10 protein-coding genes and 1 tRNA gene are annotated in these 16,158 nt (G+C 42.5%); 9 read left to right on the top strand and 2 right to left on the bottom strand.

Going from position 1 to position 16,158, the window contains the following annotated elements; translation table 11 throughout:
* The first annotated feature begins 79 nt into the window (after positions 1-79).
* From N7U62_RS10390 to N7U62_RS10380, 3 genes are all read left to right on the top strand, one after another.
* Positions 80-2,737 (top strand): serine hydrolase domain-containing protein, encoded by a 2,658-nt coding sequence (locus N7U62_RS10390; protein WP_264137899.1) that lies wholly within the window; start codon positions 80-82, stop codon positions 2,735-2,737.
* A 69-nt stretch (positions 2,738-2,806) separates the two neighbouring features.
* A complete protein-coding gene (gene bshA / locus N7U62_RS10385; protein WP_264137898.1) occupies positions 2,807-3,949 on the top strand; it encodes an N-acetyl-alpha-D-glucosaminyl L-malate synthase BshA in 1,143 nt (380 codons plus the stop codon).
* Between the two features lie 92 nt (positions 3,950-4,041).
* The gene (locus N7U62_RS10380; RefSeq protein ID WP_264137897.1) at positions 4,042-4,644 is read left to right on the top strand and encodes a sterol desaturase family protein; all 603 of its coding nucleotides are present in this window, start codon (positions 4,042-4,044) and stop codon (positions 4,642-4,644) included.
* Between the two features lie 34 nt (positions 4,645-4,678).
* Here N7U62_RS10380 and N7U62_RS10375 read toward each other — a convergent pair whose 3' ends face one another.
* The gene (locus tag N7U62_RS10375; RefSeq protein ID WP_264137896.1) at positions 4,679-4,834 is read right to left on the bottom strand and encodes a hypothetical protein; all 156 of its coding nucleotides are present in this window, start codon (positions 4,832-4,834) and stop codon (positions 4,679-4,681) included.
* Positions 4,835-4,933: 99 nt separating this feature from the next.
* Between N7U62_RS10375 and N7U62_RS10370 the strand changes: the two genes are divergently transcribed.
* The 4 genes from N7U62_RS10370 to N7U62_RS10355 all read left to right on the top strand — a co-directional run bounded on the left by N7U62_RS10370 (position 4,934) and on the right by N7U62_RS10355 (position 9,828).
* On the top strand, positions 4,934-6,040 hold the full coding sequence (locus N7U62_RS10370; protein ID WP_264137895.1) for a vWA domain-containing protein: 1,107 nt from the start codon (positions 4,934-4,936) through the stop codon (positions 6,038-6,040).
* Positions 6,034-7,548 carry a sigma 54-interacting transcriptional regulator gene (locus N7U62_RS10365; RefSeq protein ID WP_264137894.1) on the top strand — a complete coding sequence of 505 codons (1,515 nt, stop codon included), beginning with the start codon at positions 6,034-6,036 and terminating at the stop codon, positions 7,546-7,548. Before N7U62_RS10370 ends, N7U62_RS10365 begins: the two co-directional genes overlap by 7 nt.
* 149 nt (positions 7,549-7,697) lie before the next feature.
* Positions 7,698-9,629, top strand: a complete 1,932-nt coding sequence (gene rpsA / locus N7U62_RS10360) for a 30S ribosomal protein S1 (protein ID WP_264137893.1) — start codon at positions 7,698-7,700, stop codon at positions 9,627-9,629.
* Positions 9,630-9,757: 128 nt separating this feature from the next.
* Positions 9,758-9,828, top strand: a tRNA-Cys gene (locus N7U62_RS10355).
* A 663-nt stretch (positions 9,829-10,491) separates the two neighbouring features.
* On the opposite strand, the gene N7U62_RS10350 is transcribed toward N7U62_RS10355, so the two are convergent.
* Positions 10,492-12,675 (bottom strand): glycoside hydrolase family 3 C-terminal domain-containing protein, encoded by a 2,184-nt coding sequence (locus N7U62_RS10350; protein ID WP_264137892.1) that lies wholly within the window; start codon positions 12,673-12,675, stop codon positions 10,492-10,494.
* Positions 12,676-12,830: 155 nt separating this feature from the next.
* Here N7U62_RS10350 and N7U62_RS10345 point away from each other — a divergent pair, with 155 nt between their 5' ends.
* Positions 12,831-14,978: an alpha-glucuronidase family glycosyl hydrolase gene (locus N7U62_RS10345; protein WP_264137891.1), complete on the top strand. Its 2,148-nt coding sequence runs from the start codon at positions 12,831-12,833 to the stop codon at positions 14,976-14,978.
* Positions 14,978-16,156, top strand: a complete 1,179-nt coding sequence (gene uxuA / locus N7U62_RS10340) for a mannonate dehydratase (RefSeq protein ID WP_264137890.1) — start codon at positions 14,978-14,980, stop codon at positions 16,154-16,156. The genes N7U62_RS10345 and uxuA overlap by 1 nt, the downstream gene beginning before the upstream one ends.
* Positions 16,157-16,158 lie beyond the last annotated feature (2 nt).

The raw sequence follows: 16,158 nt of genomic DNA, 5'->3' as shown, positions 1-16,158 counted from the left end.
CCTGTAGTAGATTCTTATTTTTAGTATGCAAACTTACTTAGAATATAATTTATTACGATCATTCAAATCTCGGGTTGGATTGATTCTCCTGCTTTTGATTTCGTGTGCTCGATTCTCTTCGGCCTCTGAAGCCGAGGTGGATTCTTTGTATGCCAATTGGAATCACAACTCTTCTACTGTCCCTCTAGTCTCATTTGACTTGAATCGATTCAAGGATGAAGAACTCCGTCAATCCATTTTAGGTTTGGCGATCAATTATGAGGCCGGACTGGTCTTTATAGAAGATGGGGAGGTCGATTTGGTTAAGGATTGGGTAGATCAGCTGCATTATGGTAGTCCAGTCACCCTGGTGGCAGCAAAGTCTCCTAAAGTTTTTGAGCTTCCATTTGAAGGAGGGAAGGAACTGCCGAGCCAGCTGATGGTGGAGAGTCTGACGGATATGTCTTTGATCGAAAGTCTGGCCTATTATCACGCAGACCTACTTCATGCTATGCAAATTCAGGTTCTTCATTATGATTACTTGCCGGAGTATTATGGAGCATCCGAATGGCAGAAACTGAAATTGTATTGGAGTGTGCTGGACCAGGAGGGAATCAAGCTTTCCTTGGGGAATGGAGCTGCAGCATTTGTAAGTCAGTATCAAAAGGAATTGCCCTGGCAGAATATGGCGTTTTTAGAATCTTCGGTATTAGCAGATGAGCAACTTACCAAAAAAAGACCCTCCCGAAAATTTAGAAAAGAATCGGGCTTCAACGGTTTGGTTGTTGAAAGGTATAATAGGTCAAGTCTGACAGATAGCAAGACGAATCAGTGGGACAGTGGGATCGATATTTTGCGATTTGATAATTTCACCAATCATCACAAGGCTATTAATCAGATTTTGGCTAGTGGTATTGTCAAAAAGTCCTATTTCAAGAACCGTCTTAAAAAATATTACAAGCTTTGGGTGCAGTTCGATCGTTTGGAAGGCTCAGCTATTCCACTATTGCCCCATCAATTGCATTACCAATTCCAGTCTCAATCTATTGCGCTAGTCAAAGACGAACTTGATTATTACCCTATCCGAGACTTAAATCATCAGTCTTTTTACATTTTTTCTTCTAGTCAAAATCGTCAGGTTTTGCATCAAATGGTGAATAAATACAAAAGGAGTCAGATGTCTGAGCTGGAACCGCTGTTGTTGCCAGTTGATAGTTTTTCGCAATATATCCCTTTGAAAAGTCATCTGATTATTGATTTGTCCTCCGTGGTTCAATTGGACCTGATGCAAGAATATGTTGAGCAAATTCGAGCTTTGAGTCAAAGCTATAAAGTAGGTGTTTTGTATCAAGGCACTCCGTCTAATCTGAAGATGCTGTCTCAGTTGTCAACCTTGCTATGGACTTCCGAATTAGGAGCTAATAGTATGAGTTTGATGGTTCAGAAGGTGTTTGGAGCTGAGGATGTTCACGGAAAAATCCCAGGTTATCTCATAGGGCAAGGAGAGCCTGTTGGAGTTTCAAAAAGGGCTCTCGGTAGGTTGAAGTATTTGTCTCCGCAAGTGATGGATTTGGACGTGGCTTCCTTATCAAAGATAGATAGTATTGTCAATCGCGGTATTGTGGAGCAGATGTTTCCTGGATGCCAAATTATAATGGTTAAGAATGGGGCAGTGGTATACGATAAGTCTTTTGGCTATTTGACTTATGATAGTCTAGAGGCGGTCCAATGGGACCATCTATACGACATTGCTTCAGTCACTAAAACTACCGCAACTGTCCCAATGGTCATGCAAGAAGTGGCAGTTGGGAATTTTGAAATTGAGGGATTAGTAGGGGATTACTCTGGCATTTATGGAGATACGGATAAGTCTAAATTGGTTTTGCGCGACCTGTTGGCTCATCAGGCTGGGTTACGATCTTATGTCCCATTTTGGAAGTATTCTTCTTTTTTATCCGATAGCGGGGATTTCTACTACAAAAAGCAAATCGAGAGAAGGCGCTTCGAATACCTTTCCATCGATTGGCAGGATTCTGTCAGTCAATGGATCGCCAATTCGACCTTCAATAGCCTGCAACAACCTGATAGTTCATACAAATACCTCTATAGTGATTTAGGTTTTATGATGATGAAGGATTTGGTGGAGGAGAACGAGAAGCAAAGTATCGACCTGTTGGTGGATAGTCTATTCTACCAGCCTTTAGCCATGGATTTTACTGGATTCAACCCGCTCGATAGGTTCCCGGAATGGCAAATAGCCCCAACTGAATTGGATTTGAGTTTTAGAAACCGATTGCTACGTGGAGAGGTGCATGACCGAAATGCCGCTCTGCTGGGAGGGGTGAGTGGTCATGCGGGTTTGTTTTCGAATAGCAATGACCTGGCCAAGTATATGCAAATGATGCTACAGAAGGGGAGTTATGGAGGTACGCAGTATTTCGATGGCGAATTGGTAGAGCTATTTACCCAGGAATCAAACGATCGCTATAAGAGAGCATTAGGTTGGGACAAACCCAGGGAGGAAGTGCACAATGCTTCGCAGTATGCTTCGGATCAGTCTTTTGGACACTCCGGTTTTACGGGTACTTTAGTTTGGGCAGATCCAGAGTATGATCTGATTTACATCTTTTTGTCCAATAGAGTTTATCCTGATTCAAGAAATACCAAACTCATTAAGAGTAATACTCGTACTAAGATTCATGATCTGATGTATGAGGCGATTTTATCCGAAGAGAAGATTGTGAATCAGAAAATGTAAGTACAATTTTGGTTCTGAATTATATAGAGATTGTCCCGAGCATCGGCTTACTGGACTAATATTTAAAATATGAAAATAGGAATAGTGTGCTATCCTACCTACGGTGGATCAGGGGTAGTTGCAACTGAATTAGGGAAGGCTTTGGCGCAAGAAGGGCATGAGGTTCATTTCATTACTTATTCCCAACCCACCCGGTTAAACTTCTTCAATGAGAATCTTTTCTATCACGAAGTAGATATCAAGCCTTACCCATTGTTCCAGTATCCTCCTTACGAAATCGCTTTGGCAAGTAAGATGGTAGATGTGGCTAAACATGAAGGATTGGATATATTTCATGTACACTATGCTGTACCGCACGCCTCGGCGGCTTATATGGCTAGAGAGATTCTGAAAACTGAAGGATTGCACATTCCTTTTATCACGACACTTCATGGAACGGATATTACCATCGTAGGTAAGGATGCGTCTCTTGAGCCTGTTGTTACCTTTTCAATCAATCAGTCCAACGGCATTACCTCGGTATCTGACGACCTAAGACAAGATACTCTCGATCATTTTAATATTCAGAAGGAAATTAAGGTCATCCCCAACTTCATAGATCTGAAACGATTCAAGAAGCAAAAGAAGGACCATTTCAAAAAGGCGATTTGTCAGAATGACGAAAAGTTGATCGTCCATACTTCTAACTTTAGAAAAGTGAAGCGTGTGGATGATGTGGTAAAAGTTTTCTGTAAAATCAGAGAAAAGATACCTGCCAAGCTGCTGCTAGTAGGGGATGGACCTGAGCGCTCGCATATAGAAAGTCTGGCACGTGAATCAGTTTGTCAGGGAGATGATGTGAGGTTCCTGGGAAAATTAGAGGCAGTAGAGGAAGTGTTGAGTGTGAGTGATTTGTTCTTGATGACTTCAGAAAAGGAGAGCTTTGGTTTGGCAGCACTAGAGGCTATGGCCTGCGAAGTTCCCTTGATTAGTACCAACGCAGGTGGTTTGCCGGAATTGAATAAGAATGGCGATTCGGGATATATCTGTGATGTAGGAGATGTAGATGCCATGGCCGAGGCAGCCCTCAAAGTTCTGGCAGATGAAAATTTACCTGGATTTAAGAAAAGAGCATTGGCCAGGGCAAAGCTGTTTGATATTGAAAAGATCTTGCCTGAATATGAGAATTTTTATGTGCAGATCATTGAAGAATTCAAAGAATTAAGCCACTGATAGAAAATAATGAGGATTTTCAAATCCTCTTTGGAATTAAAACGTATTGGCTCATATATTTGGTTTAACTAATCACTTAATGATTTTTCACTATGCTTAAAGAAAGTAGTAGCGGGAGGATTTTTAAGAACCCTATACTTGAGAAACTAACCAGGACACACATTTCAGCCCCATTGATTGTATTTGGTGGGATCTCATTTTATTTACTATATGCGGCGATAGCTGTAAAGGGTTTGTCCTTCATTATCACTGTTATGTTATTTGTGTCGGGCTGGTTGCTCTATTCGTTGATCGAATACATGATGCATAGGTATTTGTTTCATATGGAGGAGAGTACCCCGGTGAGAAAACGTCTGGTCTACACCTTTCATGGAGTCCATCACCAGCATCCACGTGACAAGGATCGATTGGCTATGCCGATTCCGGTGAGTCTGGCACTTTCTGCCATCCTTTTTTTTGCCTTTCAGTTTGTTATTGGTGATTATGTCTATGCTTTTTTACCCGGTATTTTGATCGGCTATGCATCATATCTTTGGGTGCATTATATGGTCCATACTTTTCAGCCGCCTAAGAAAGGGATATTTAAGATTTGGTGGATTCATCACGGAATACACCACTACAAGCAGCCTGAAAGAGCCTTTGGGGTGAGCTCACCGTTATGGGACATGATTTTTAGAACCATGCCAGATCGATAAAATATTGTAATTGAATGAGCCCGAGTTGCCGGGCTTATTTGTTGGTGTTCTTTTTTAGATCGTCGATGTTATCAGTCTTCTTCTTAGGTTTACCCTGTTTGGGTTCCAGGATCATTTTGAACGTATGATCCCTGATAAACATGTAAGTGTCATGTACGAGTGAAGCGAATATGGGGCGTCTTCCTGCCATCTTTTCTCAAAAAGTGCTTTTATTTTTTTCAAATTAATGAATAAATGTCATAACCCTAAACAATAATATTAGTTTTATTGTTAGTAAAGGTTGATCATTATGCAAGGATATCGTTTTACAGAATTTATACCAAGAGATAAGGAAAAGGAAAGCACCTTCGATAGCTTGTGGAATATATTTCGTGAATTACTCCTGATCACCTCTGGAGACCCAAATGAAGCCTTGAGTTGGCTCACAAATCTGGATAAACAATACAATATCTCAACTGACCAGTATGGTATTGGAGATTTTATCGAGGATTTGAAGAAAAAAGGATATTTAGATGATAACCCGGGTGATGGCAAACTGGAAATAACGGCTAAAACGGAAAGCGATTTTAGAAAAAGTGCACTTGAAGAAATCTTTGGGAAACTCAGGAAATCAGGGCAGGGAAGTCACAAAACATTCATCAGTGGCCAGGGCGAAGAGAAGGGAGTGGATATCCGCAACTTTGAATTTGGAGACTCCCCGGACAATATCTCTATGACCGATAGTATCCGAAATGCGCAGGTCAATCATGGTTTTGGGGGAGATTTTACCTTGACAGAAGATGACCTGGAGGTGGTAGAAAATGAATTCAGAACTCAAACCTCCACTGTGCTGATGATCGATATCAGTCACTCGATGATTCTCTATGGTGAAGATCGAATCACACCCGCCAAAAAGGTGGCCATGGCTTTGTCAGAATTGATTCTGAATAAGTATAAAAAAGATACCCTGGATGTTATCGTATTTGGTAATGACGCCTGGCAGATACAGATTAAAGATTTGCCTTATTTGAGCGTAGGGCCTTATCACACCAATACCATTGCCGGACTAGAGCTGGCCATGGATATTTTGCGTAAGCGTAAGAACCAGAACAAGCAAATCTTCATGATTACGGATGGGAAACCTACCTGTATGAAACAGGGCATCAAGTACTATAAGAACAGCTTTGGACTGGATCCAAAAATTGTCAACAAAACATTGAATTTGGCAGCAAGCTGTCGAAAAATAAATATTCCAATCACTACCTTTATGATCGCCTCCGATCCATATTTGAAGCAGTTCGTTAAGGAATTTACTGCAGCGAATAATGGAAATGCTTATTACAGTGACTTGCAGGGGTTAGGTCATATTGTTTTCGAAGATTTTAAGAAAAACAGAAGGAAAAACTACAGATGGTAAAATCATATAAGAAGCTGGATTCGGCTTCCAAATTAGCAATCAATACTTTAGGGGAATTAAAAGCGAGTGGCTATGAGGCTCTTTCCGTCAAAGACGAATTGAGACAAAACCTCATTCAATCTCTGCAGGAGGAAGTGAATGTGTTCGAAGGGATCTTAGGGTATGAAGATACGGTGATTCCAGATGTAGAGCGTGCGATTCTTTCTAAGCATAATATTAACTTTTTGGGTCTGAGGGGTCAGGCCAAAACACGTATGGCTCGCATGATGGTGCGATTGCTGGATGAGTATGTGCCAGTGGTAGCAGGTAGTGAGTTGAATGATGACCCATTGAATCCTCTGTCGCGCTATGCCAAAGATCTGATCAAGGAAAAAGGCGATGACACTCCTGTAGAGTGGCTGCATAGAGACGAAAGGTTTACAGAAAAATTGGCTACTCCTGACGTGTCGATTGCAGATTTGATTGGCGATGTAGACCCGATCAAGGCGGCTTCTTTGAAATTGCCTTATTCTGACGAAAGGGTGATTCACTATGGATTGGTGCCCAGGTCGCACCGAGGCATTTTTGTGATTAATGAAATCCCTGATTTGCAGCCGCGTATTCAAGTTGCGCTATTCAATATCCTTCAGGAAGGGGATATCCAGATCAGAGGCTTCAAGCTAAGGTTGCCTCTTGATATTCAATTTGTATTTACGGCCAACCCAGAGGATTATACCAATCGCGGTAGTATCGTGACACCACTCAAGGATCGATTGGGTAGTCAGATCATTACCCACTATCCTAAATCCATTCATACTGGGATTAAAATCACAGAGCAGGAGGCAAAATCTGCCAACCTGCCCAATGTGCATGTGAATGAAATTGCCAAGTTGCTGATCGAGCAGGTAGCAGTAGAAGCTAGAAGTAGTGAATATGTGGATGTGAACAGTGGTGTATCCGCTCGATTGACCATTTCTTCTTATGAGAACCTGGTTTCAAGTATAGAGAGACGTTTGCTGATCAATAAAGAAAAAGAGGGGACGGTTCGGATCACAGACTTCATTGGGGTGATTCCATCTATTACTGGTAAAGTCGAATTGGTCTACGAAGGAGAGCAGGAAGGTCCTGGGATCGTTGCACACAATTTGATCGGGAAGGCCATTAGGACCTTATTCACAGATTATTTTGAAGATCCTGATGAAGCAAGAAAGAATAAAGAAAAGAAAGATCCATACAAGGATATAGCCAATTGGTTTGGCAATGAGAATGTGATCGATATCCTACATGATTATCCAACCAAGCAATACCGCAAAGAACTAGACAAGGTTCCAGGACTTGCCGATTTGGTCAAATCCCAGATCAAAGGCCTGAAAGATGAATCCTTGCGTTATTTCTTGATGGAGTTCGTGCTTTTTGCTCTGGTGGAATACAGCTACCTCAGCAAGCATACCTTAGAGAATGGCATGCGCATCGATGACCTAATCGGTAGTATGTTTTCGGGCTTTGAAGAAAATGAGGGTGATTTTTGATTTAGTTTCCTCTCAGTTATTCATTGTTGTATTTAATTTTTAGCTTTGCGCTCCATTCAAGTGAATGGGGTTCGCTCAGGCGAATAATGTACAACAAAATGATGCAAGAATGGCCCGTGATTGCATTGTATTGATAGGGCACCATTAAAATGGCAGAAGAAAATAAAGAAGTTGCTAACGAAGAGGTAGCAAACGCACCAGAAGTAGCAGCTGAAGAGCCGAAAAAAGCTGCTCCGGTTAAAGAAGAAGAATTTGACTGGGACAATATCCAGCCAAAAGGATTCGGAGACGGTTATTCTAAATCAAAAAGAGAAGAACTAGAAGCACTTTACGGTGATTCTTTGAACACTATTGAAGAAAAAGAGGTAGTTCAGGGAACAGTAGTAAGTGTATCGTCTAGAGATGTAATCATCAACATTGGATTCAAATCTGATGGTTTGGTATCTGCTTCAGAATTCAGAGATATGCCTGATCTGAAAGCAGGAGACACTGTTGAGGTATTCATCGAGGAGCAGGAAGATAACAACGGTCAGTTGGTTCTTTCTCGCAAGAAGGCGAAGATCGTAAGTGCTTGGGAAAATATTCAAAAGTCTTTCGATCAGGATTTGGTTATCGATGGTATGGTGAAGAGAAGAACCAAAGGTGGTTTGATCGTAGACATCTTCGGAGTAGAGGCGTTCTTGCCTGGATCTCAGATCGATGTGAAGCCAATCAGAGATTTCGATATCTTCGTTGATAAGAAGATGGAAGTGAAAGTTGTGAAAATCAACTACACTAATGATAACGTAGTAGTATCACACAAAGTACTGATCGAGAAAGATCTAGAGAAGCAAAAAGCTCAGATCCTCGAGAACCTGGAGAAAGGTCAAGTACTAGAAGGTGTAATCAAAAACATGACCAACTTCGGTGTATTCATCGACTTGGGTGGTGTAGATGGTCTACTTCACATTACAGATATTTCATGGGGTAGAGTGAATCACCCAGAAGAAGTATTGAACCTGGATGAGAAAGTGAACGTGGTAGTTCTTGACTTTGACGATGACAAGAAGAGAATCTCTCTTGGTATGAAGCAATTGTCAGAGCACCCATGGGATTCTCTAGATGCATCTGTTGAGATCGGAAGCAAAGTAAAAGGTAAGATTGTAAATGTTGCTGATTACGGTGCGTTCTTAGAAATTCAGCCAGGTGTTGAAGGTTTGATCCACGTATCTGAAATGTCTTGGTCTCAGCACTTGAGAAATCCACAGGATTTCATCAACATCGGTGATGAGCTAGAGGCTGTAGTATTGACGATCGACAGAGACGATAGAAAAATGTCTTTGGGTATCAAACAATTGACTGAAGATCCTTGGACTAAGCAAGATGTATTGACTAAGTATGCTGTAGGTACTGATCACAAAGGAGTGGTGAGAAACTTGACAAACTTCGGTCTATTCATCGAGTTGGAAGAAGGTATCGACGGTTTGGTACACGTATCTGATTTGTCTTGGACTAAGAAGATCAAGCACCCTTCTGAATTTGTAAATGTGAATGAAGAGCTGGATGTAAGAGTACTAGAGCTTGACGTTGACAACAGAAGATTGGCATTGGGTCACAAGCAATTGGAGGAGAATCCTTGGGATACATTCGAAACTGTATTCGAAAAAGGAACAACTCACAAGTGTACAGTAAATACAATTATCGATAAAGGTGCGATCCTTGAGCTTCCTTACGGACTAGAAGGATTTGTTTCTACTCGTAACCTGAAGAAAGAAGATGGTTCAACTCCAGTAGTTGGAGATAGCTTAGACTTCATGGTGATCGACTTCTCTAAAGATGAGAGAAGAATTGCACTTTCTCACGTAGCGACTTACAACAAAGAAGCGAGCGAGAAGCCTGCAAGACCTGCTGCTAAGAAAGGCGGAAAAGGTGGCGGAAGCAAAGTCATCGATAAATTGAATTCTGAATCAGAGAAGTCTACTTTGGGAGATCTAGCTGCCTTGACTGCTCTAAAAGAGCAAATGGAAGGTGGAGAGAAGCCTGCTAAAAAAGCAGCTCCAAAGAAAGAAGAAGGCGATTCTAAAGAAGAATCTGCTGAATAAATATTAAGTAAAAAGGTGTGCCGATAGGCACACCTTTTTCTTCCCTATCTCGTAAGAGATATTAGTTGTAATAGATGATAAAATGTTTGCTGGATGAGCAAATAATTCTATTTTTGCAACATCAAAATGGTCCTGTGGCCGAGTGGCTAGGCAGAGCTCTGCAAAAGCTCGTACAGCGGTTCGAATCCGCTCGGGACCTCTTCAAAAGACTGTTCATTTTATGGACAGTCTTTTTTGTTTTTAGGGGCTTTTCTTTTTGAGATCATTCCATTAGTAAGATCAATCTGGATTTCTGGGGATTGAAAATATTAGGGATCAGTCTGTAAAGTGAGGGGTAAGTAGATCCATACATTTCTATATATAAGAGTTGCTAACCTTAACCATTAACATTAATGGAAATCATCCAATAAGATTAACAGGAGCGATTTTGGGTTAATGATTGGTGTTATGGTAATAAGTATTCGTCAGATGTTAAGGGGAGTATAAATTCTTAATTTTTCATCTATTCCTCAGAAGAACTGACTGATCCACTATTAGACCTTGAGTAGGTGTTTGAATTGTAGTTACTACTCGTGTAATTATGGACCTATGCTTCCATCATTTAGTTAGTTACTACTCTGTTGATTATGGATCGACCGATCCATAATGAATGGATCCATTGATCCACACTCATTGGATCGGTCGATCCATTGAAAGGTGAGTTATACCTAACCGAAATGCAAATGGGCTAATTCGTTTTGAATACTATTATTGACACAATAATATATCGTTTGGTTAGTGGGAACCCTATATAATTAGGGCATAAAAAAGCCGTGCAATCAATGATCACACGGCTATACTAAGTATAATGTAGCTTGTTGTATTATTTCAAATTCAATTGAGCTGATACTGGCGCTGCTGCTCCTAGATCGGCTGCTCTGTCACTAGGTAGAGATGAAGCGATAGATACTTTAAAGCTTCCTTTTTCTAAAACTGACTGTCCCTTCAGATTGATCAGTTCCAGCATTTCACTATCGATTTCAAAACTGATGGTTTTGCTTTCTCCAGCCTTCAATGCTACTCTCTGAGTTCCTTCTAAAGAGAATAGAGGAGTACGAACACTGGCTTTTTCATCAGTGATATAGAGCTGTACTACCTCTTCAGTATCTACTGATCCTGAATTAGTGATCGTGCAACTGGCAGTGATTGTTTGTCCTTTTTTGATGCTCTTTTTACTCAACTCAAGATTAGAAAAGTTGATGTCTGTATATGTCAATCCAAATCCGAAAGGGTACATGGGTTCTTCGGTCATGTACTTGTAGGTACGACCTTCCATGGTGTAGTCCTCATAGGCTGGTAGTTGATCCAGCGACTTAGGAAAAGTGATTGGAAGCTTACCAGAGGGAGAAGCATTACCAAAGATGATGTCAGCTGCTGCGTTTCCACCTTCCTGACCTGGATACCAAATCAAAAGAACCGCATCGGCAATTTCGTGCACCTCTTGAAGATTCATCGGGCTACCACCAGTCACTACAGCCACTACAGGCTTGCCATGGCTTTTGATCTTTTTCAAATAGTCGATTTGGTTAGCGGGGATGTTGTAGTCCAGTCTGTCCCCGAAGTGAGGAGAGGAGATAGATTCACCTTCTTCACCTTCAAGATGACGAGTCAAGCCCATTACCATGATCGTTACATCCGAATTGGCTGCCTCTGGAGAGGACCAGTCGATAGGGTTTTTGTTTGGCGCATCCAGCGTAGTTCCAGGGCTGTATTGGATTTGGCTTCCCATTTCGATTCTCGAAGCGATACCTTCTAGTACAGTTACCAGGTTCGGGTTCATTCCAAAGTAGTTGCCCAAAAGTGCGTCGATAGAGGCTGCATTCGGTCCTACTACATAGTATCTATTCAGGTTGTTTTTTAATGGCAGCACATTGTCGTTCTTCAACAGGACAGCAGACTTCAGAGCTACTTCATAGGCCAGTTCTCTGTGTTTTTGACTTCCTACTACCTCTGGACTGATGCTGTTGTATGGATTGGCATCTACAGGGTCAAACAAGCCTAGTTTGAAACGAGTTTCGAGCAACTTGTGTAGACGTTCATCAACCATTTGCTCAGAAACAAGCCCTTCTCTTACTGCATCTGCCAGTACTTCGTAAGTGTCACCACAGTTGAGATCCACTCCACTAGTCAATGCCAATGCAGCGGCCTCTGTTTTCGATTCTGAAGCGCCATGACCAGGGGTGGCGTAAAAGTCCTTGATGGCCCAGCAGTCGCTCACGATGTGGCCCTGATAGTTCCACTTGCCTCTTAAGATTTCATCGATAAGGTAGTTGTTCGCACAGCAAGGTTCGCCATTGGTGCTGTTGTAGGCACACATGACAGACTCTACACCAGCATCAACCAAAGCCTCAAATGCGGGTAAATAGGTTTCATGAACGTCCTTGTCGCTGGCTATAGCATTGAATTCGTGTCTGAGCTTCTCTGGTCCACTGTGAACGGCAAAGTGCTTAGCGCAGGCAGCTGTTTTTAGATAGTTGGGATCATCGCCCTGCAATCCACGTACGAATGCAGCACCTAGCTTACCTGTTAAATAAGGATCTTCTCCGTAGGTCTCTTGTCCTCGACCCCAACGTGGGTCTCTAAAGATGTTGATGTTGGGAGTCCAGAAAGTCAATCCGCTGTAGCGCATATAGTTGCCAGCAGCCTGAGAGGCGTTGAACATCGCTCGCGCTTCGTCAGAGATGGCAGACGATACTCGTAGCGCCAAGTCATCGTCAAATGTCGCACCCAATCCAATGGCTTGTGGAAAGACTGTAGCATTACCAGATCTACCTACGCCGTGCAGGGCCTCGTTCCAATAATCATAAGGTGGGATATCCAGTCTGTCGATAGCCGGTGTGCTGTTGAGCATTTGAGCGGCTTTTTCGTCTAATGTCAGTCGACCAATCAGGTCATCGATACGTTCGTCTAAGGATAATTCAGGATTTCTAAATGGGTAGTTTTGTGATAGTCCCTGTGTCCAGGCACACAGGGTTACTGCAATTGTCAGTAGGTATTTCGTTTTCATTGATTCGATGCTTTTTAATCTGCTACAAAAGTAAAAAAGAAATTTAATAACGCAATCGATTGCGTTTCTTGTTGTGTTACTTTTTTTTTGTCTTACTGATTTGGGTTCAGTTGGGTACCAATTTAGTATAGAACTTGAAAGAAAATGCGTTGATTATGAAAAAGATAGGTTTAGCAGTTTTGTTCTTCTTAATGATGGGACAATTATTGGCCGATGATGGTCATCAGCTTTGGTTGAGGTATGATCCAGTGGAGGAGGAAGCCTTGAGAGCTGACTATATATCTCAAATCCAGAATTTTAATGTGCCAGGTGAAGGTGCAACTTTCGATTTGATAAGAGAGGAGTTAGGATTAGGACTCGAAAAAATGTTGTTATCGGAGATAGCTGAAAGTCAAACGGAGGAAGCTTCTTTGTTAGTTGTCCTATCAGATCACACTCGGGTCAGTAGGTCGGATATTTCTAAAGAGACCCTTTCAAGTCTTGGAGAGGAGGGGTATTTGATCCGTAGCAATGAACAAAATCAAATCCTTCTCACAGCAAATACTCCCCTTGGACTTTATTATGGGACTTTTCATTTCTTAAGACGCTTACAAACTAGACAATCCATCAATGATTTGGACATAGTGTCCGTCCCTAAGGTGGAAACACGTATGTTGAATCACTGGGACAATTTGGATCGTACCTCTGAGCGTGGCTATGCCGGTTTTGCTATTTGGGATTGGCATAGGTTGCCGGACTATCTGGATCCGATCTATGCTGAATATGCCCGAGCCAATGCTTCTCTGGGAATCAATGCAACTGTCCCTATCAATGTCAATTCTAATGCGCTGATACTAACGCCGATGTACCTCGAAAAGGTAAAGGCACTGGCTGATGTATTCAGACCCTATGGAATCAAAATGTATTTAACTGCTCGTTTCAGTGCGCCAGTCCAGATTGGAGGATTGAAAACTGCTGACCCTTTAGATCCTGCAGTAGCCAATTGGTGGAAGGAAAAAGTGGATGAAATCTATGAGTATGTACCAGACTTTGGAGGTTTCCTGGTCAAGGCCAATTCAGAGGGCCAACCTGGACCACATGACTATGGTCGCAATCACGCAGATGGAGCCAATATGATGGCCAAAGCCCTGGCTCCTCATGGCGGTAAGGTGATTTGGCGAGCTTTCGTCTATAGTGAAGAAAACCCAGAGGATCGTCACAAGCAGGCCAATGATCAATTCGTTCCATTGGATGGTCAGTTTGAAGATAATGTGCTGATACAGGTGAAGAATGGGGCCATTGATTTTCAACCCAGAGAGCCATTTCATCCACTTTTTGGCGCGATGAATAAGACCAATCTGGCGATGGAGTTTCAGATCACACAAGAGTACTTAGGCCAGGCTACTCAGTTGGTTTTTATGGGGCCTTACTACAAAGAATGTTTGGATTCAGATACGGGTATCAAAAATAAGAACTCATTGGTGAGTGATGTGATCGACGGGAGTGCTTACCAACAAAAACATACATTGATGGCGGGTGTAGCCAATATTGGTACGGATCGAAATTGGACGGGGCACTTGTTTGGTCAATCCAACTGGTATGCCTTTGGTCGTCTCGCCTGGGATCCAGATATCAGTGCTCAGCAAATTGCCGACGAGTGGGTTAAAATGACCTTTGGGGCAGATAAGAAGGTAGAGGAGACCATAAAAAGTATCATGATGGAATCACGGGAAGCAGCGGTCAACTATATGACTCCCTTAGGATTGCATCATCTGATGGCGACTGGTCATCACTACGGTCCCGGGCCGTGGGTTAGCAATTTGGGGCGTCCCGAATGGAACCCGGTTTATTACCACAGAGCCGACAAAGAAGGAATTGGGTTTGATCGAACGGAAAGTGGAAGTAACGCAATAGGTCAGTATAATAAATCTGTAGCAAAGAGATTTTCAAGTCTGAAAACCTGCCCAGAGAAGTATTTGCTTTGGTTTCATCATGTCTCCTGGGACTATCAGATGCAATCTGGCAACATTCTTTGGGATGAATTGGCGCTTCGCTACCAGCAAGGTGTAAATCAGGTTCGGGATTTTAAATCTCAATGGGCGACTCTGGAAGGAAAGGTTGATGATGGACGTTTTGAACATGTACGTATGTTGCTGAATATTCAAGAAAAGGAAGCCATTTGGTGGAAGGATTCTAGTTTGCTTTATTTCCAGACATTTTCGGAGAGAGCCTTTCCTGATGGAATCGAAAAGCCCAAGGGCACATTGGATTATTATAAAAATTTAAGATTTCCCCTTGCACCGGGGATTAGACCACAGTGGTAATGGAAACAAAGTATATAATGCAGCAAATGATGAGGTGGTATGGCCCTGACGATACGGTCAGCCTCAGAGATATATTACAGTCTGGTTGTAGTGGGGTGGTTACCGCCCTGCACCAGATACCCGTAGGGGATGTATGGACTGTAGAAGCGATCAATGAGCGTAAAGCCATGATCGAAGCGGAAGGACTGAAGTGGACTGTGGTAGAAAGCTTGCCAGTGAGCGAAGCGATTAAAACCCAGTCCGAAGATTGTGCGCTGCACATCGAAAACTATAAGGAAAGCTTGAAGAATCTGGCAGAATGTGGGATCAAGGTAGTGACTTACAACTTTATGCCGATTCTGGACTGGTTGAGGACTGATCCTTTTCATGTTCGCCCCGATGGTACCAAGACGCTTCGTTTCGAATGGTTGGACTTTGTGATTGCAGATTGGCTGCTGTTGCAGCGACCTGGGTCGGAAAAGGCCTATAGTGACGAGGACAAGGTGCGTGCCCAAAAGAAGTATGATGAAATGCCTCAAGAGCAACGTGACCAATTGTTTCGCAACATTCTATTGGGCTTGCCAGGGAGTAAGGAGGCATTCACACCTGAAGGAATATTGGAGGCATTGAAGGCTTATGTGGATATAGATGCGAAAAAATTGAAAGAGCACCTTCTTCATTTCTTGCAGGAAGTTTCGCCAGTGGCCGAGTCTAGCGGAGTGCAGTTGGCGATCCATCCAGATGACCCGCCTTATTCGGTTTTAGGTCTGCCAAGAATTGTGAGTACTGAAGATGATGTAAAAGATATTTTGTCTTTCTCTCCAGAGTCGGCTAATGGATTGTGCTTTTGTACAGGATCCTTTGGGGCCAGAGCCGACAATGATATACCCGGCATGATCAGTCGCTATGGTGACCGGATTCATTTCGTACATCTCCGCAATACCGTGAGAGATGAGGAGGGGAATTTCGAAGAAGGAGAGCATCTCAATGGTGATACAGACATGGTCGAAGTGGTCAGTCGCTTACTAGATCTGATGAAGCAGCGCCAAGTTCGTCTTCCAATGCGTCCCGATCATGGATTCCAAATGATGGATGATCTGAATAAGGATACCTATCCGGGATATACTGGAATTGGTAGAATGAAAGGACTTGCCGAATTGCGCGGTTTGGAGTTGGGGCTCGCTTACAATAAGAAATAGTA

It is taken from the genome of Reichenbachiella ulvae (genome assembly GCF_025833875.1).
GTDB lineage: Bacteria > Bacteroidota > Bacteroidia > Cytophagales > Cyclobacteriaceae > Reichenbachiella > Reichenbachiella ulvae.
This window is presented reverse-complemented; position numbering and strand designations above follow the sequence as displayed.